Raw genomic sequence first — 17,443 nt, 5'->3', positions numbered from 1 at the left:
ACAGGAGATACGGTCGAGGTTATAGGTGGGCGTGGCTTTATGCTCAGCGACCATGCAGGCGGCGCACGTCTTGGCCGCGATCTGCTGGAGCATGCATTGCTCGCGCACGACGAAATCGCTGAAAAAACAGATCTGACGAAAGCGATAATGAGCAAGTTCAGTGATGAAGCGCGCAAGATAACTCAGTTTTCGAGATCAGCAACTGCCGCAGATTACGCCGCCTTCGCACCAATGATCTTTCAATTTGCGAAGAACGGCGATCTGCTGGGTTTGCAAATTCTCTCAGCTGCATGCCTGATGATTGAGCGGAATCTGCTCAGGTTGGGCGTAGCGAAATTGCGACGGTTCAGTATCACAGGCGGGCTAGCGCATTCATATGCGTCCTTGGATTCGCTGCCTTATAAGGAGTTTTACGTTCCCGCGCAGGGGGATAGTTTGCAGGGCGCACTGGCATTGGCCCTGCAAGGCAACTCGGTTTGAAACAAAATACTCTTTGTGTCACCACATGCGACGCGAAGGTAACTTGTCCCGCCCCGCTTTCCTGCCTAATTCTTTTAAAAGAGAGAAACAGAGTTTAGATCGTCCGCCGGATATGACAACAGGGATGCAATGCTAACGAAAAAAGGCAAATACGGCCTGAAAGCTATGGTGCATCTCGCAGGTGTCTCCGATGGCCAGTTGGTTTCAGCAAGCGAGATTGCTGAGCGTCATCATATTCCGCGCAAATTTCTCGATAATATATTCACCGAACTACGCAATGCGGGCTTTGTCCTTAGTCGTAAAGGCAAAGGCGGCGGGTTTTGTCTGGCGCGTCCAGCCAATGAAATTCACGTTGGCAATATCATCCGTGCTCTGGACGGCGCACTTGCACCGATCGCCTGTGCCAGCAAAACCGATTATCAGCCATGTGACGACTGCGACGAAACGGAATGCGAAGTTCGTCACATGATGCTAGAAGTACGTGAAGCCATCGCCAATGTGCTCGATCACCGTACACTTGCCGACAGCAGGGCCTCTGAACTTGTCATACTGTCGGCTGAGTAAGTTTTAGGCCGCGACAGACCAGCTCGGAAACGGATCGTTGAGGCTCTGCCAGCTTTCCGGCTTAAACATTTCTTCAGTCACCAGACAGCTATCAAGCTCAGCAACGATCGACGCTTTATCCATCGGATCGACGCCGATAAAGACAATCTCCTGCCGACGATCACCCCATTCTGCATCAAGATAATCCTGTATTGCGCGATGCCATTCGGGTTCCTGAGGCCAATAGCTGCGCGGAACTGCCGACCACCAGCGCCCGCGCTTGTTTGTTCGAACCAATGCACCGGCCTGGCTCAGTTCACCCACATAATCAGGACGCGTTGCCAGCCAGAAAAAGCCCTTGGTGCGGACAACACCCGGCCAACTTTTGTCGATGAAAGCTTGGAAACGTGCCGGATCAAACGGACGCCGCGCCCGATAGACGAATGAGCGAACACCATATTCTTCTGTTTCGGGAATATGGTCATTGAAGCCGTATAGCTCTTTATACCAAAGGGGATGCTCATGTGCGCGATTGAAATCAAAACGCTTCGTATTGAGAATAGCATCCAGCGGAATCTGGCCGAAATCGACTTCTTCAATCCGGGCATCTGGGTTAAGCGAACGGATCACTTTACGCGCTAGGTCGAGTTCTTCTGTGGAAGCAGTCGAAACCTTGTTAAGTATCACGACATCCGCAAATTCGATCTGCTCGACCAGCAGATCGACCAGCGTGCGCTCATCTTCGTCACCAAGCGACTCGCCGCGATCCCGCAGAAAATCGCTGGAGGAATAGTCTTTGAGCAAATTGGCGGCGTCAACGACAGTCACCATCGTATCAAGACGCGCGAGATCAGACAGGCTTTCGCCCTTCTCATCGCGAAATTCGAATGTGGCGGCAACGGGTAAAGGCTCGGATATGCCAGTCGATTCGATCAGCAGATAATCGAACCGATCTTGTGCAGCGAGCTGCGCCACTTCTTTGAGAAGGTCATCGCGTAAAGTGCAGCAAATGCAGCCATTGGTCATTTCAACAAGCTGTTCTTCAGTGCGTGACAGGTCGGCCCCACCTTCGCGGACCAATGCTGCATCAATATTGATTTCGCTCATATCATTGACGATCACTGCAACACGGCGATTCTCGCGATTATTGAGAACATGATTAAGAAGTGTCGTCTTACCGGCACCGAGAAAGCCGGATAAAACAGTGACGGGAAGCCTTTTCATGACAAATCCTTCGCTGGCGTTTGTAAGATCAGCTGCGCTTGCAGCATTGCTGACTAATTTAATGTTATATCATTACATCAGTTTGGCTGAAAAGAGGCAGCAAAGCCACCTTTAAGCATGATATTCAGCAATCGAACCAAACTCGATGCGCCCCATGGAATGAACGCAAGATAAGTTCCTTATTGGTTTAATCAGCTTTCACTGATCAATTATGCCGGACCATCACTTAAGACGATCCGGCACAACAACTGGTCACTTCAGGGTGGGGTCCCGGAATGAAGGTGTGACCAGTGCTATTTCGACAAACAATTTTTCAGTGAGTCCGCCAGATTGCGAATGAGCTGCGGATAAAGATCCGGGCCGTCTTTCAATTCCGCACCAAGCGGATCGAGAACACCAGTCTTTGCATCTGTTCCATCAATAACAGTATTGACCAGCTTTGGCTCGAATTGCGGTTCAGAGAAGACGCAGACCGCACCCAGCGATTTGATTTTCTCGTGAATGTCTTTGATGCGCGCCGCACCCGGTGCCTTTTCCGGGCTGACCGTGATTGATCCGGCAGCTTTAACGCCAAAACGATTCTCAAAATACTGGTATGCATCGTGGAAGACGATGAACGGCTTGTCTTTGACAGGCTGAAGTTCCGTTTCAATATCCTTATTCAACGCATCCAGCTTGTTTGCATAATCAGCAGCATTCTTTTCATATTGTGCTGCGTGCTCCGGATCGCTCTCGCTCAAAACCTTGGCGATATTGCCAACCAGCACCTTGCCATTCTGCGGATCGAGCCAGAAATGCAGATCAAACTCGCCATGGTGATGATCATGGCCCTTTTCAGCGGCCTCATCGGCGTGATCATGCTTATGATCGTGCCCGTCATCATGCTTGTGATCATGACTGTCATGGGAATGCGCTTCAGCACCATGGTCATGTCCGTGATCGTGTGCCTCAAACGGTCCACCTTCACGGAATTTTAGCTTCGTCAAACCATCTGTTTCACCAAGCGCGACCACTTTTGCGCCTTCGCCCAGTGTGTCGATTGGCTTATCGAGAAATGTTTCCATCGAAGGGCCGGCCCAGAAAATAACTTTTGCGCCCTCAATCGCCTTCGCATCAGATGGCTTAAGATTATAAGAGTGCTCCGATCCCGCACCCTGAACGATCAATGTCGGCTCGCCGACACCCTGCATCACTGCAGAGACCAGCGAATGCAGCGGCTTTATCGACACAACGACGCCTTCGCGCTCGGCGGCAAAAGCCGCTCCGCTCAGAACAGTCATAAAGGCAGATGCTAAAAGCAGGGATTTCAGGTGTTTCATGATAGCTTTCTCAAAATCTCTCTTGAACGTCCGTTGAAGCGCAACAACATATGTGAGTGATATGTTATTCTATTACATCGTTTGCGTTATGCTATAACGTCTGCAATAAGGAGACACAACCTCTTTTTGGAGAATTGTTCACAGTACGAAAGCGTCAGACGCAAATGATCGCGAATCGGCATATCGTTCACGCATCTTGAGACAAGAATTTCGGGAGCAGCTATTTATCGGCAGATAAACAGGCTCATACTCTCAAAAAGGCAGCGAAAGCTCATTTTACATGGCCCATAAGACCGCCCTCCCCGCAGATGCCACGCGGGAGCCACTGATAGAATTGAAAGGCGCCGGCGTTCATCGTGACGGTCGCTGGCTGGTGCGCAATGTCGACCTGACGATTCATCGCGGAGAAATTGTCACGCTCATTGGTCCCAATGGTGCGGGGAAAAGTACGACGGCCAAAATGGCACTTCGTATTCTAAAGCCCGATGAAGGTGAAATCCACCATCTCAAAGGCTTGCGCATCGGATATGTGCCGCAGAAGATCAATATTGACCGGACTATGCCGCTGTCTGTTGAACGCCTTATGACGTTGACCGGACCACTTTCCAAAGCCGATATTCTCCACGCGCTTAATGCAGTCGGAATCGCGCATCTTCTCAAGGCTGAAATTGCAAACCTCTCTGGCGGCGAGTTTCAGCGCGCACTGATGGCGCGCGCCCTCGCCCGCAAACCAGATATTATGGTGCTCGATGAGCCCGTACAGGGCGTCGATTTTTCCGGTGAAGCTGCCCTTTATGAACTGATCGCGAAGCTGCGAGACGATACCGGCTGCGGCGTGTTGTTGATTTCGCATGATCTGCATTTGGTGATGGCTGCAACCGACCGCGTTATTTGTCTCAATGGCCATGTCTGTTGCAGCGGCACACCCCGCGACGTGACAACAAGCCCCGAATATGTGCGCTTGTTCGGAAGCCGTGCCGTTGGTCCACTGGCCGTTTATGAGCATCACCATGATCACACGCATCTGCCGGATGGCCGCGTTATGCATGCCGATGGCAGCGTGACAGATCATTGCCACTCTGATGACGGTCATCATCATGATGGTGAGCACCATCACCACCATGAGGGAGATAAGCCTCATGCTTGACGATTTTTTCACACGCGCCCTCATTGCCGGTATCGGTCTGGCACTAACCACAGGCCCACTCGGTTGCTTCATAGTTTGGCGGCGTATGGCCTATTTCGGCGATACTATGGCGCATTCGGCCCTGCTGGGGGTTGCTTTAGCGCTGATCCTCGACATCAACCTTATGATCGGCGTTTTTGCGGTCGCAGTCGCAATCTCAGCAATCCTGCTTCTGCTTCAAAAGCGACATTCGCTTTCGGCAGATTCTCTTCTGGGCATTCTGTCCCACGCAACTCTGTCGCTTGGGCTGGTCATCGTCGCCTTTATGACATGGGTGCGTGTTGACCTGCTATCGTTCTTGTTTGGCGATCTGCTGGCTGTCTCGCGACTGGATATTGCCTTTATTTATGGCGGCGGCATTCTGGTGCTCGCAGTGCTGGCATGGCTTTGGCGGCCACTGCTTGCCGCAACACTAAGCGAAGATATTGCACGCGCTGAGGGGCTTAACCCAGCCTTATCACGCATTATCTTTATGCTTTTGCTGGCAATCGTTATCGCTATTTCGATGAAGATCGTCGGCATTCTGTTGATTACGTCGCTGCTGATTATTCCTGCTGCCACCGCACGGCGCTTTGCATCGACACCGGAGCAAATGGCCATTATGGCATCCGTCATCGGCGCGCTTGGCGTTATCGGCGGGCTTTATGGTTCGGTAGAATTTGATACGCCTTCCGGCCCATCAATTGTCGTTGCTGCACTAGCTATTTTCATTTTAAGCCTCTTACCACTACATAAGAGACAGGCTTCACCGAAACGGACCGCTGGACAATGAGCAATCATCACGATCACAACCATGCCCATACGCACGCAACGCATGACCTGACGCGCAATCAGTCGCTGGTTTTTGATGTGCTGTCTAAAGCAGATGGCCCGCTCAGCGCCTATACGATCCTTGATCAGCTACGCGATGATGGCTTTCGCGCACCGTTGCAGGTCTATCGTGCACTGGAAAAGCTACTGGATTACGGGATGATTCATCGTCTCGAAAGCCTCAACGCTTTCGTTGCCTGCGCGCATCCACAATGCCATGAGCATGGCTTGATTGCTTTCGCCATTTGCGAGCAATGTGGGCAGGTGACGGAGTTCTCCGATTCAGCGATCGAGAACCTTGTGAGCGCCTGGAGCGTGCAGAGCGGTTTCAAATCACGCAAAACGACGCTGGAATTGCGTGGTTTGTGTGAAAAATGCGGCACGCACTGAAGTTCGGTAACGCTTACTAAAGCGATCCCTGCTATATTTCTTCTTTAAGGGGAACAAGCAGGCAAAAACCTATGGTGCGCAACAAGCCGTCTCATGAGCGACGTAAGGAGGAGCGACAGCGCACGCGTTTGCGATCCGGGAAAATTATTGATCTTGATGGTCGTTTCATTATCGAATGCCAATTTTGCGACATTGCTCCGCACGGAGCGCGATTGCGGGTTATAGAGGTTCCAAATCTTCCTGAACGGTTTTGGCTCTTCGACGATCATTATGCACGGGCGATTCTGGCGCAGATAGTCTGGCGTCAAAAACGTGAAATTGGTGTTCGTTTGATAACCGATGCATTAATTCCAGAGCTTGATGAGGAACGCCTCAATCAGCTCGCAGGAAAATATTACTCACTATGAGCTGTGGCTTGTTTGCCGGAAGCTTGCTCCGGTGGTGCACTGCTGCCACGCATATTCATGGCGCGGATTTCTTCAGCGGAAATATAATTGAATTGTTCGACAAGCAGGTCCTTGATGACCGGTTCCGGAAAGCGTGCATTTAAGTCAGTGATAATTGATGCCCGAACATCCTCGAACTTCACCTTCTCGACGTCTTTCGTATCCGAATAGCTGCCATAGAATTTACGAAAAATCTCGTCACTGATGAAAAATTCGAGCGGAACCGTGATCTTTTTCCGGATATTCGAATCAATCGTATAAACCAGCTGCGTCACGACATAGCCAGCAACGCTGCCATTGGAGATGATCGGAACGCTCATCACATCCGTTTTGACGTAATCGAGCCCGCCGAATCCTCCGGCCTCCGCTTTCACCTCACCAGATGATCCATCATTCTGGCGAACGGCGAAAAACAACGAACCCAAAGCGACTGCGCAGATCCAGAGGCCAATTACGATTGTGCGGATCATCTTGCGTGACCGAGCCTCGCGCTCTGCATGCTGTAAGTGCCGTCGGCATCCTGCGTTTCAAGCGCGCCGCGAATAAGATCGGCCAGCTCGCCAACAGCGCGCAGATGCAACTGCAGCGCTTCGCAATTCTTCTCAAGCTTCTGCTTGAGACTATCGAGCAATGGCTGCAATCCCTTCATCGTCGCTGGCTCTGCAAGGCTTGCAGCCTTTTTGATTGTCTTGTTGAAGTCGTATAGGCCCCGGCTCTTGCGTGAATTAATCTCAGCGAGATCCGGATGTCCGCCTTCAAGCAGAAGACGAGTTTCAGTATCAATGACCTCCTCAAGACGCTGAATTGCACGCACGACCGGCGATAATACAGGCTGCTGTTCCAGTTCCTGAACCGGGTCTGCCTCCAGTACTGCTTCCGCCACTTGCGGCAGCAGGCTGATTTCGGAGCTTGTGTCAGTCATTTTCGGGTTCCTCAATTATACGTATAAGCAGGTCGCGATGTTATTCGCCGGTCAGGCCTTGGAAGGGTTTGCTGTCCTGACCGCTCGATTCTGTGCTTGATATTCAGCGTCAGCTACGAGCGCGATCTCCGCTTTCATTGTTTCCCAGTTGTTTCTGAATGAGCTGCCGTTCAAATCCGTGAACGATATCTTTTGAAACTGTGTTAGTGTTCAATCCCTGTCCCAGATCGTCGATCACACCTCCTAAGGCCAAGGTTGACGCGTTTTCCGCGCGCACCTTTTGCGCTGCCTGCGCTTCAAGCATTCTAGCGATACCAACGCCGCCTGTATCAGCCATCTTGTTCGCCATCGCTTCGGCCATCATCGATTTCCAATATTCGCCTGCGATGCCCTTGCCGAAGGTAGCTGTCGTATCGCTGGTAAACATCGACTGAACGAAAGATTGCAGCATGAAAGCTTCAAACTTCCGATAAGCCGGATTGACCGTGTTCGCCCCTTGCGGATTGAACCGAACGCCTGAAGCCAGGTTTTCAGAAAAACTGACGAAGTTTGATCCCGTATCCGTATCAGCGCTCACCGGACCAGTGCTTGCCGATATAGATTTCAGACGCTCTGCCGCAAGGCGATAGGCCTGCGGATCAGCCGCACGCGCCACGTCCATAACCAGATCTGACGGCGGATTAATCGCCATGCAACTTGCCTTTCTTCATCTCTTGATTGCACATTAATCTGTCAAACTTGACTGAAGCTTGCGGTACGAATCAGTTTCAATTTTATGACAAAGCCTTGGTCAATGCGGCCGGAGAAAACTCACCAGATTTCTTGCAATTAAATGATTTTATTCACTATTTTTCTATTCTGGTCGCGTCTTACAACCTTACGACGCGGTGGTTTTCCGACTAACAAACTCTTCAATCAGGCTTGCAAGCTCTCGTCTTTCGGAATCATCGCGAACAGTTTCGAGCCGATCTTCCAAAAGTTCTACCCGACGTTGTTCTTTCAAAAGGCCTCTACGTTCTGATTCGAGCTGCTGCTCAATCTGTTCAGTTGCGAGCGCGTTCGCCCCCAGCCGTTTGATGAGCAGAGATGGATCGACAGTAAAGGCATCGCCGTCATAACGGCGATCCTGCATGGCGATCAGCGCGTCACGTTCTTCATCCAGAACGGCCTTGCGGTTACTGGTTGCAGCCAGCGAGGCTTCCAGCCGTGCAGCGCCGAGCTTCTGCAAGGTGATGAGCTTTTTCAGATTACGGGCATTGGTTTGAGCCATGCAATCCTCAGAACAAATCGTGTAACTGCGTTGCAGCTTCGCCGGTAAAAAAACGCAGCAATTCGGGCAGGATGAAGTAGACAACCAGAAGACCGCCGCCCAGCACGAAGGGCATCGACACAAAGTAGACCGGGATCGTCGGCGTCAGCTTATTGATAAGACCGATGGCGAAATTGACCAGAATCGCAAACACAATAAAGGGTGCTGCGATGCGTAACGTCGCCAAAAATGCTGCGGAAAGCGCGTCGCTGATGTCGATCATCGCAGCATCAGGCCTGAAATGCCCCTCAACAGGGATAGCCGTATAGGAGCTCAGCAGCGCTCGCAGAATTTCAAGATGCATATCCGTGACGAAAAACAGGAATAGCGCGCTGAAAGTAACAATGGTCGCAAGCGTTGCCTGTGGTTCTGCTTCTGTAATCGCGTCTGCCGGGGTACCCGAATAGCCAACAGCCATCGCCATCATGTTGGCCATGAACTGCAATGCCCAGAAATAGATATGCGCCAGAATTCCGATCACCCCTCCGACGAACATTTCGCTGAGCATCAGACGAAACATCGCCAGCGGATGGCTGCCATTTAAGCTCGGAACAATATTCTGGATCACCAAAGGCAAGACTGCAAAAGAACAGGCCAGCGCGATAAACAATCGGACCTGCAAGGGAATGCGTCCGCTTGAAATGCCGGGCATCAGCATCAGACATGCGCCAACGCGGCAAAATGCAAGCATGGCCGCGAAGACAAGTTCATTGATCGGCAGTTGCGTGATGGGCAACGGGTTCACTCCCCCGTCAGGAAATCGCGCCGAGCGATTTCACTTCGACACCGCGCGCAATCTCCACATGCGACAGCACGGGAAGCGTTGCAAACAGCCGCTCGATAATCATGCGAATGTAAGGGCGCGCTTCCGGCGAAGAAACGAGGACGAAACGCTCGCCGCTATCGAAATGTTTGCGAATTGCTGTGGTTGCTTCTGTGCCGAACTGCTCAAGCTGGCGCGGGTCTATGTCAAATTCGACGATTTCGCCCTTATTGTCGCGCTTGAGGCTCTGGTGGAACACGAGGTCCCAACGATTGCCAAGACGAAGCACGTTAAGAACACCATTGTCTGAAAGATCGCCGCATATCTGCTGCGCCATCCGCATCCGAACATGCTCGACGATCATCTCAGGCCGGCGGACCAGAGGCGCAATTTCGGCGATGGATTCAAGAATAAGATGCAAATTACGGATCGAGACTCGCTCCGCAAGCAGCAGTTTCAAGACTGCCTGCAGCCCCGAATAGGAAATATTGGCCGGGCAAATATCTTCGAGAAGCTTGCGATATTCCGGACCAAGGCGGTCCAGCAGAATACGCATATCCTTATAGGAGAGAAGCTGCGCCAGATTGTTGCGCAGGATTTCGCTGAGATGGGTGAGAAGAACCGACAAGTTGTCGACAGTCATATAGCCGTCGCGGCGAAGATCTGAAGCAAAAGTCTCCGGCACGGAATAAGCACGCATACCGAAAGCTGGTTCCCGTACTTCTTCACCCGGAATAGATGGCAATGGACGCTCGCCCAGCACCACGAGAATTTCACCGACCCGCAATTCATGGCTCGCAACGGCGGTACCATGAATTTTGATGCGATAGCTCTTTGGCGGCAGCGAAATATCGTCAGTAACTTTGATCTCTGGAATGACGAAACCATATTCCTGAGCAAACTTCTTGCGCATCTTGGCGACGCGATGCGCCAGCTCCTGCTGCGAAGCGATGAGACGTGCGGAAAGCTGCTTGCCCAGGCAAAGTTCGATCTGTGTGGTCTCAAGCGAAGCCTTGACCGAGTTGCGCTCCTGCTCTTCTGCGTCACGCTGCTTCGACTGTGCTTCTGCCTCTTCCGCCTCGCGCTGACGCGCTTGACGGCGTGGCACGGCAATACCGACAAATGCCATTGCACCACCAAGCAGGAAGAATGGGAAAGCCGGAAGACCTGGCATGATACCCAGAACAAACAGAAGGAAGGCAGCAATCAAAAGTGCCTTGGGGTAAGCACCGAGCTGACCAAAGATTGCCTGATCAGCGGAACCGCGCGTCCCGCCTTTGGACACAAGAAGACCCGCTGCGAGCGAAACGATCAACGCAGGAATCTGCGTAACCAGACCGTCACCAACCGAGAGCTTGGTGAAGACGTCTGCAGCTTCCGAAATATCCATACCATGGCGGGTAACGCCAATGATGATCCCGCCGAAAATATTGACGGCGGTAATGATCAAACCGGCAATCGCATCACCGCGCACGAACTTGGACGCGCCGTCCATCGAACCGAAGAACGAGCTTTCCTCTTCCAGTTCACGACGGCGATGCTGTGCTTGCTTTTCGTCGATCAGACCCGACGAAAGATCAGCGTCAATCGCCATCTGCTTGCCGGGGATAGCATCGAGCGTGAAGCGGGCACCCACTTCCGCAATACGCGTCGCACCCTTGGTGATGACGAGAAAGTTGACGATGATGAGGATCGCGAAAACCACAAGACCGATGACAAAATCACCGCCCATCACAAACTGCGAAAAGCCATGAATAACATGGCCTGCAGCTAAATATCCTTCGTCACCATGAGTCAAAATCACACGCGTCGTCGCAATATTGAGCGATAGACGCATCATGGTCGCAATCAGCAGCACTGTCGGGAAGGCCGAGAAATCAAGCGGACGTTGAATCCAGAGCGAAACCATGAGGATAAGGACGGAGAACGCAATCGAGAAAGCGAGGCCGATATCCAGAACAACCGCTGGAACAGGCAGGAAAAGCACTGTCAGAATAATGACGATACCGGCAGCAAGCCCCATGTCGCTACCGGTCAGAATTCCACGTTTTGTCAATGGCTTAGCTGCTGCCTGCTGCACGTCCGTCTCCTGTTGTCAGACGCAACATATACGACGAAGCTTGCGCGAGGGCTGCGTTAGAGCAAAAGTCTTATCGGAGTGAACCGAAGATCGATAAGATTATGCTTCACATTAAAAGGCTTACGGCGCCGATCTGACCCAATCAGAACGACACGCGCTCTAGAAACCCTTTTCGATGCGCGAATAGGCAAGCAGCGTGAAAGAGTTGATCTGCGCGCCAACAAATGGTGCAGTAAAGGCAAGCACCACGAAAATAACGATGATCTTCGGCACGAAAGTCAGCGTCATTTCCTGAATCTGGGTCAAAGCCTGAAAAAGCGCAATGCCGATACCTGCAAGCATCGCCGCAAGCACGGCTGGTCCGCTCGCCATAAGCACTGTCCAGATCGCCGAATTGACGATATCGAGCGCATCAGCTTCGTTCACAGTTAAGGTCCTCAGCGCACAGCGCTTTTGCACAGTTTCGGTTCAGTTAAACTATCGAAACTGCGTCTCAATCCATATTTTAGAACATGTTATTGTCTCCAAACCCGCACCCGGCTTTGGAGACATCGTTTAACTGATCTTGACGCCCTGTCCGATCAGCATCGTCTTGCCGTCTTCGAGTTCAGCGAGCATCCCCGACGACTGGATCGTGACAGACTTGACGACACCCGTAACCGTGCCGTCAGCACTGGTCAGCGTGCGGCCAATCCAGCCTTCAGCCTGCGAAAGCGACGAATTGGCGATCAGCGTTTCGAGCTTGCTGTTCATCTGCACCGCCTGTTCGACATTGGAGAATGTCGCAAGCTGCGAGACATATTGCGTCGCATCCATCGGCTGTGTGGGGTCCTGGTTCTGCATCTGAGTGACGAGAAGCTTCAGAAAGGAATTGTAATCCACACTCGCCTTTGCGGCAGCAGAACTGCTGCTTGATGACGAATTTGCCGTGTTGTTGGTCGTATTGTTGGCGCCGACTGTCGATGTTGTCGTCATAGACTTGCCCCTTAGAGCGCTGTTTGTCCCAAAGGACGCTCTAGAGCGTTTCCTCTTGAAACTGAATCATCGGAAATGCTCTATCTGTTTGTTTTTACGCGGATCTGGTTCCAAAAACCGAGTTAGATTCTTGGGCCGTTGCCATAGGCTTTTCTGTTTGTATGGCAGGCACCGACAGGTCTTTTTCACCCATCAGCTCTGCCTCACGCTTATATTGCGTGCGAATTGTTTTCAGTGCATCGAAGACGCGCCCGTTATGCACCAGCTCATCAACCAGCTTGAGCGCATTGAGGATTTCCGCATCCTTGAACGTCGCAAACATGCCCCTCAGCATCTGTGCAAACGTGTTGCGCGCCTGTTCCCTCAGAGCCGGCTCAATCAGGATCATCTGCGCCGCAAAGTAAAGCTGACGCAGCGGGGATGTCGTCTCTTCCGGCTGCAAAACATGGTTTTCCAGAAGGAATGTCGCGTCGTTCAAAAGCTCCAGCGAAACCTTGCGGTCAGCTTTCAAAACCGCGCCGTTGATATAAATCTTTTCGCCTGCGCGCAGCGAAAGACGGATCGCTGATTTGCCGTTCGTCGTCATGTCACAGACCGTCACGGATAGATTGAGTAATCTCGATCAGCGTGTCGTAATCGGTGCTTTCACCCTGCCGAATTTGCTCGATCTCTTTGAGAATGAAGATTCCAACCGAAATGATTGCGGCTTTCAGTTCTTTTGGAAGCACATTCTCTTCTGAACCAAGATCTTCAATGATTGTCGTCCACAGCTTGGTTGTGAAATAGGAAGCGTCAATGCCTTCGCGCGATCCGGCACCATGGGCTTTCGCGGCGGCGAGCATTTCAATCGAGCGATCAAAGAGCATCCGCTCGCGTTCCTTGGCGCTCGCCATATCATCATTCATGACGTCTTCGTAGCGCAGCTGATACATGTAGTCTCCGTTTTCCGGCACCATCCATACGAACCGCATCATGCTGCCCGATTTGTGATGTTCTTCTTCGAGCGCGAACAGCACCCAAATGGTCTTACTTCAGATAATTAAGCAAACTCATATTCTGCAATTGGACCGTTAGTGCATATGACGTCTCAATCTGCGACATCAGTGCGTTGACGCGTGTTGCAGCCTCATAAGGATCGACCGATTCAAGATCCAGAACCGATTCATTGAGGATCTTCTGCTGTGCGCCAATCCGGATTGTCGCGGCATTGGTGCGCTGCTGAGCCAGACCCAGCGTTGTCTGTTCAGACGTCGTCTCGGTAATTGCCTGAGTTGTGGTCTGCATTGCCTGACTTGTCAGCGCCTGAAACGCTGAATTACTCAGACCAATCGTTGCGAACTCGGACACCATCACTGCAGACATGATGGTCTTGCGGAAACCATCAGCATTTGCCGAAATGGAGGTCGAAGCCGTTTCAGTCGGCGAAATACGGCTCTTGATCACCGTATCGGAAGCATTCGACCAATTGGCATCCCAGTTGGCATCATTGAACTGCTCGGCGAAATCACCTTCGAGGAAGGACTTCATCTGGTCGCCAGTGATATTGGCAACCTGCGGATCATTCATGGGAAAACCGAAATGATCTTCAAATGCCTGGCGAACCGCATTCTGTGCCTGGCTGCCTTCCGTGTAGTCAGCAATCGGCTTCACATCCGTATTCACGCCTGAGAAGATATATTCGCCGTTATAACTGGTGTTGAGCAGGCCCGTGACTGAATCCAACAACGACTTTGCCGTCTTCGCAGCAGTCTGCGCACTTTCAATAGTGCTGTTTGCGCCCGTCAGATCACCCAGAAAATCCTGCGTTTTTTCGATAATAGTTGTCGTTGCGCTCTGCGTTGTCGTCATGCGCTGCTGCACCAGCTTGTTCATGTCGGTCAGAACGGAAAGGCGATCATATTCCTTGCGCAGCGATATGGTCTGTCCAGACTTGGAACCAAGCGACAAACCAACATCGAAAACCGTACCTGTGGTGGACTCCTGCTGCGCCTTTGCAAGCTCGGCCTTCGTCTTTGCGACGAGAACCTTGAGGGCTGAAGCTGCACCATATGTAGAAATAGATTGCGCTTTCATAGCCTCACACCGCTCTGAGAAGTTCGTCAAGCATGGCGTTGACCGTCGTCAGTACCCGGCTTGATGCCTGATAGGAATGTTCCAGATCGAGAAGCAGTGCCATCTCGGTGTTGATATCGACACCGTTGGCATTGGACAGAGCCTGATCCGCCTGCGTTGCTAAAGTCTGATTGTAAGAGAAATTGGCATTCGCAGTCTTGCGCTTGCCTTCAAGCCAGCTGATGGACGATGCACCGTAATCAATCAGGCTCGCATTTGAGCTGAGACCTGCTGAAGAAGCGAAAGTCAGCGGCTCGGAGAACGCCTCATTCAACGCGCGCAGACGATCGCTAAAGCCGCTGGCGCCGGTTGAATTATAGTTGTAATTCGCGCCGTTTGCACCGCCGTCACGCAGCAGCAGCGAGCTGCCGCCTTCGGTTGCAACAAACGCAGATGACACATTGATGGTGCCTGCGAGGCCAGCTGCCACACCCGCAGCCGGAACGGAAGGCGAACCTGACCAGCCGAAAAGGCCTGTTAGTTTTGGACCTGCACCAGTCTGGTCGGCTTCTGCAAACATCGACACCAGGCCGCGAGCAATCTCGTCGAGCTGCATCTGATATTGCGGCGCAAGCTGATCGCGCAGCTGCAGAAGTCCGCTCAGACGGCCTGTGCCATAAGGTTGATCGAATGTATCATGCGTAAGCGGGACACCATCGACGAGAACCGCATTGCCAGCAACACCAGCCGCCAGACCGCCGGAAGATTCGAAGCTGATCTTGCGCGCTGTGGTTTCAAACAGCGTCACACCATTTTCCGCAAAAATGACCATGTCATTATCGCCGCGAACCATGGTTGTGATTCCCAGTTCGCCGGAAAGCTGCTTCAGCAGTGAATCGCGCTGATCAAGAAAATCAGACACATCGTTGCCAGCGCGTGTGCCGCTGACGATCTGCTGGTTGACCTTCTCGAACTTCGACAACACGTCGTTGATATTGGCAACGGAGTCCGCGATTTCATTATCTGCATCGGTACGCAGAGACTGGATCTGCTTCGAGCCTGCGTTCAATGCATTGGCCAGCGACTGCGCCGTCGAAACAACGCTATCACCAAGGGCCGAATTGGATGGTGAGGCGGCAAAAATCTCGAGCGAATCTCGAAGATCGCCGACCAACGCCGAAGGCGAACCTGAGAAATTATCTGCCGAATAAAGCGATGAAAGGCGGTCAAGTCCGCCTGCAAGAATAGACGACGACGATGCCGTGCTGTTCGACTGGATAAAGCGGTTGAATAAGGCTTCGTCAGCGGATCGGCTTATATTGACATAAAGCGAACCATACGACCCCGCAGCGAGCGACGCAGTACGGCGCGAGTAATCAGGATCATTGACCCCCGCAATATTGCGAGAGACGACTGACGTCTGCTTGGACGTTGCCGCAAGCGAACTTTTGGCCGTCAGAAGAGCAGAACTAAGCGACATCTTATCCCCATCCTACGTCGAACCGTTTTTGTTGCGAAAACAGTCCAGTTTTAAAACTGCAATTCCGGGGAGAATGACCACCTCACCGAAACCGCTTCAATTTATCTTTTCAGGTTAACCAGCACGTCCATCAATTCGGAGCCGGTCTGGAAGACCTTGGAATTTGCGGTGTAGCTGCGCTGCGCTTCGATCATGTCGGTCAGTTCTTGCGCAATGTCGGCGTTGGATTCTTCCAGCGCGCCGGAAGAAATTTTGCCCATGCCGCCGCCTTCAGGGAAGCCAAGCTGGATATTGCCGGATTCCGCACTCGGCGAGAATACGTTGCCGCTGATTACCGACATACGATCCGGACTTGCTACCGTTCCCAGCGGAATACGATAGAGCAACTTCTGCGCGCCATTTTCATAGAGCGCGACAACCGACCCGTCTTTGCCGATGTCCACGCCCTTGATGGACGAAGGAGCCTGACCGTTGATAACGGCTTCACTGATCGTATAATCTTTTGCGAGCTGCTTGGACGAACCGAGATTAAGATCCAACGCCTGGCCATTATAGGCTGTCAGATCGACAGCAACATCACCGCCAGAAAGCAGCTTACCGTTTGCACCATCAAAATTCAGCGTTGTTGCGCCGACTTCAACACCATCTGCGGCGTTCTTAATCGAAACATCCCAGGTATTGTCAGCGGTCTTGGTAAAATAGACGTCCAGCGTGATCTTGCCGCCGAGATTGTCGTAAGCGATCAGCGATGTCTTGTGATTGAATTCGCCGGCAGCAGGAACCGAATCCGTCGAAGGCAGGTTGACGGTGAAATTGCCGGAGGTGCTAGGTGTTGCAACAAGATCGGACTGCTTGACGTTCACACGTTCCAGACCGTCAAAGCTGTTGGCGACCGTGTTAACATTGCCGTTAGCATCCGCCGGATAACCCATCAGGTAATAACCAGCCGTATTGACGAGATTGCCGAACTGGTCCGGCACAAACGAACCTGCGCGCGTGAGATAAGGTGTGCCATCAGCATTGCTGACGACAAAATAGCCATTGCCGTCGATTGCAAGGTCGGTCGCGGAAGCTGTCGAGCGAATGCCGCCCTGATCCGAAATGCCGTAGCGGATATTGGTCGCGACACTACCGGAGTTATACTGGCCTGCGGTGCTTGGCAGAACGAGCGATGAGAACTGCGCATCGGCGCGCTTATAGCCGACCGTGCTTGCATTCGCGATGTTATCTGCGACTGCCGACAAGCGGTTCGCCTGCGCGTTCATACCTGAAACGCCGGTCCGCATCATACCGTAGAGGCTCATTGGCAACTCCTGAGAATTTGAGAATTCGCAGATAAGCTATCGGGCCATGCTTGCGTGAAACTGTAGCCTGAAGAATTTTTACGCTTTTACTGAAGACACAATCAGTTTCAGTGGCTGCTCCGGCAAGACTACCTTAAAAAACCGCAAACTACTGGATTTG

General features: G+C 52.1%; 21 protein-coding genes (1 of these 21 running past the window's edge). 6 read left to right on the top strand and 15 right to left on the bottom strand.

Translation table 11 applies throughout. The annotated features are described in order from the left end of the window. Window positions 1–480, top strand: partial view of a BadF/BadG/BcrA/BcrD ATPase family protein gene (locus U2P60_RS03415; RefSeq protein ID WP_413571311.1) — the 3' portion only. The gene continues 384 nt to the left of window position 1, outside the view; the window shows 480 of its 864 coding nt (coding positions 385–864); its start codon lies beyond the left edge, outside the window; it ends in the stop codon at window positions 478–480. A 129-nt stretch (window positions 481–609) separates the two neighbouring features. Then, entirely contained in the window at window positions 610–1,044 is a 435-nt protein-coding gene (locus U2P60_RS03410; RefSeq protein WP_413571310.1) for an RrF2 family transcriptional regulator, read from the top strand. A 3-nt stretch (window positions 1,045–1,047) separates the two neighbouring features. Here the strand turns inward: U2P60_RS03410 and zigA are convergent, their stop codons facing one another. Together zigA and znuA are read right to left on the bottom strand one after the other, a co-directional pair. Continuing rightward, complete coding sequence (gene zigA / locus U2P60_RS03405) at window positions 1,048–2,247, bottom strand: zinc metallochaperone GTPase ZigA (RefSeq protein WP_413571309.1); 1,200 nt, start codon at window positions 2,245–2,247, stop codon at window positions 1,048–1,050. A 293-nt stretch (window positions 2,248–2,540) separates the two neighbouring features. Continuing rightward, complete coding sequence (gene znuA, locus U2P60_RS03400; protein WP_413571308.1) at window positions 2,541–3,566, bottom strand: zinc ABC transporter substrate-binding protein ZnuA; 1,026 nt, start codon at window positions 3,564–3,566, stop codon at window positions 2,541–2,543. 280 nt (window positions 3,567–3,846) lie between these two features. Here znuA and U2P60_RS03395 point away from each other — a divergent pair, with 280 nt between their 5' ends. The 4 genes from U2P60_RS03395 (at window position 3,847) to U2P60_RS03380 (ending at window position 6,359) form a co-directional block, all read left to right on the top strand. After that, complete coding sequence (locus U2P60_RS03395) at window positions 3,847–4,713, top strand: ATP-binding cassette domain-containing protein (RefSeq protein ID WP_413571307.1); 867 nt, start codon at window positions 3,847–3,849, stop codon at window positions 4,711–4,713. Next, window positions 4,664–5,524 (top strand): zinc ABC transporter permease subunit ZnuB, encoded by an 861-nt coding sequence (znuB, locus tag U2P60_RS03390; RefSeq protein WP_413571984.1) that lies wholly within the window; start codon window positions 4,664–4,666, stop codon window positions 5,522–5,524. The genes U2P60_RS03395 and znuB overlap by 50 nt, the downstream gene beginning before the upstream one ends. Next, window positions 5,521–5,952, top strand: coding sequence for a Fur family transcriptional regulator (locus tag U2P60_RS03385; RefSeq protein ID WP_313829197.1), 432 nt, complete (start codon window positions 5,521–5,523; stop codon window positions 5,950–5,952). Before znuB ends, U2P60_RS03385 begins: the two co-directional genes overlap by 4 nt. A 71-nt stretch (window positions 5,953–6,023) precedes the next feature. Beyond that, a complete protein-coding gene (locus tag U2P60_RS03380) occupies window positions 6,024–6,359 on the top strand; it encodes a PilZ domain-containing protein (RefSeq protein WP_313829195.1) in 336 nt (111 codons plus the stop codon). On the opposite strand, the gene U2P60_RS03375 is transcribed toward U2P60_RS03380, so the two are convergent. The 13 genes from U2P60_RS03375 to U2P60_RS03315 all read right to left on the bottom strand — a co-directional run bounded on the left by U2P60_RS03375 (window position 6,347) and on the right by U2P60_RS03315 (window position 17,283). Then, window positions 6,347–6,868 (bottom strand): hypothetical protein, encoded by a 522-nt coding sequence (locus U2P60_RS03375; protein ID WP_313829194.1) that lies wholly within the window; start codon window positions 6,866–6,868, stop codon window positions 6,347–6,349. The genes U2P60_RS03380 and U2P60_RS03375 overlap by 13 nt on opposite strands. Next, complete coding sequence (locus tag U2P60_RS03370) at window positions 6,865–7,320, bottom strand: flagellar protein FlgN (RefSeq protein ID WP_413571306.1); 456 nt, start codon at window positions 7,318–7,320, stop codon at window positions 6,865–6,867. The genes U2P60_RS03375 and U2P60_RS03370 overlap by 4 nt, the downstream gene beginning before the upstream one ends. Window positions 7,321–7,429: 109 nt before the next feature. Next, the gene (locus U2P60_RS03365) at window positions 7,430–8,011 is read right to left on the bottom strand and encodes a rod-binding protein (protein WP_413571304.1); all 582 of its coding nucleotides are present in this window, start codon (window positions 8,009–8,011) and stop codon (window positions 7,430–7,432) included. A gap of 186 nt (window positions 8,012–8,197) precedes the next feature. Next, window positions 8,198–8,590, bottom strand: coding sequence for a hypothetical protein (locus tag U2P60_RS03360; protein WP_413571303.1), 393 nt, complete (start codon window positions 8,588–8,590; stop codon window positions 8,198–8,200). A 7-nt stretch (window positions 8,591–8,597) separates the two neighbouring features. Then, window positions 8,598–9,365, bottom strand: coding sequence for a flagellar biosynthetic protein FliR (gene fliR, locus U2P60_RS03355; protein ID WP_413571302.1), 768 nt, complete (start codon window positions 9,363–9,365; stop codon window positions 8,598–8,600). Between the two features lie 16 nt (window positions 9,366–9,381). Further along, window positions 9,382–11,472, bottom strand: coding sequence for a flagellar biosynthesis protein FlhA (gene flhA, locus U2P60_RS03350; RefSeq protein WP_413571301.1), 2,091 nt, complete (start codon window positions 11,470–11,472; stop codon window positions 9,382–9,384). Window positions 11,473–11,631: 159 nt separating this feature from the next. After that, on the bottom strand, window positions 11,632–11,898 hold the full coding sequence (gene fliQ, locus U2P60_RS03345; protein WP_064321443.1) for a flagellar biosynthesis protein FliQ: 267 nt from the start codon (window positions 11,896–11,898) through the stop codon (window positions 11,632–11,634). A 129-nt stretch (window positions 11,899–12,027) separates the two neighbouring features. Next, entirely contained in the window at window positions 12,028–12,447 is a 420-nt protein-coding gene (gene flgD / locus U2P60_RS03340; protein WP_007877014.1) for a flagellar hook assembly protein FlgD, read from the bottom strand. 94 nt (window positions 12,448–12,541) lie between these two features. Further along, window positions 12,542–13,033: a flagellar biosynthesis repressor FlbT gene (gene flbT / locus U2P60_RS03335; RefSeq protein ID WP_413571300.1), complete on the bottom strand. Its 492-nt coding sequence runs from the start codon at window positions 13,031–13,033 to the stop codon at window positions 12,542–12,544. Window position 13,034: 1 nt separating this feature from the next. Beyond that, complete coding sequence (gene flaF, locus U2P60_RS03330; protein WP_007877021.1) at window positions 13,035–13,379, bottom strand: flagellar biosynthesis regulator FlaF; 345 nt, start codon at window positions 13,377–13,379, stop codon at window positions 13,035–13,037. 94 nt (window positions 13,380–13,473) lie between these two features. Then, window positions 13,474–14,520, bottom strand: a complete 1,047-nt coding sequence (locus U2P60_RS03325; protein ID WP_413571298.1) for a flagellar hook-associated family protein — start codon at window positions 14,518–14,520, stop codon at window positions 13,474–13,476. 4 nt (window positions 14,521–14,524) lie between these two features. Beyond that, window positions 14,525–15,979: a flagellar hook-associated protein FlgK gene (gene flgK / locus U2P60_RS03320; RefSeq protein ID WP_413571297.1), complete on the bottom strand. Its 1,455-nt coding sequence runs from the start codon at window positions 15,977–15,979 to the stop codon at window positions 14,525–14,527. Between the two features lie 101 nt (window positions 15,980–16,080). After that, window positions 16,081–17,283 (bottom strand): flagellar hook protein FlgE, encoded by a 1,203-nt coding sequence (locus U2P60_RS03315; RefSeq protein WP_413571296.1) that lies wholly within the window; start codon window positions 17,281–17,283, stop codon window positions 16,081–16,083. Window positions 17,284–17,443: the final 160 nt, after the last annotated feature.

The organism is Brucella sp. H1_1004 (genome assembly GCF_047308065.1).
Classification (GTDB): domain Bacteria; phylum Pseudomonadota; class Alphaproteobacteria; order Rhizobiales; family Rhizobiaceae; genus Brucella; species Brucella pseudogrignonensis_B.
This window is presented reverse-complemented; position numbering and strand designations above follow the sequence as displayed.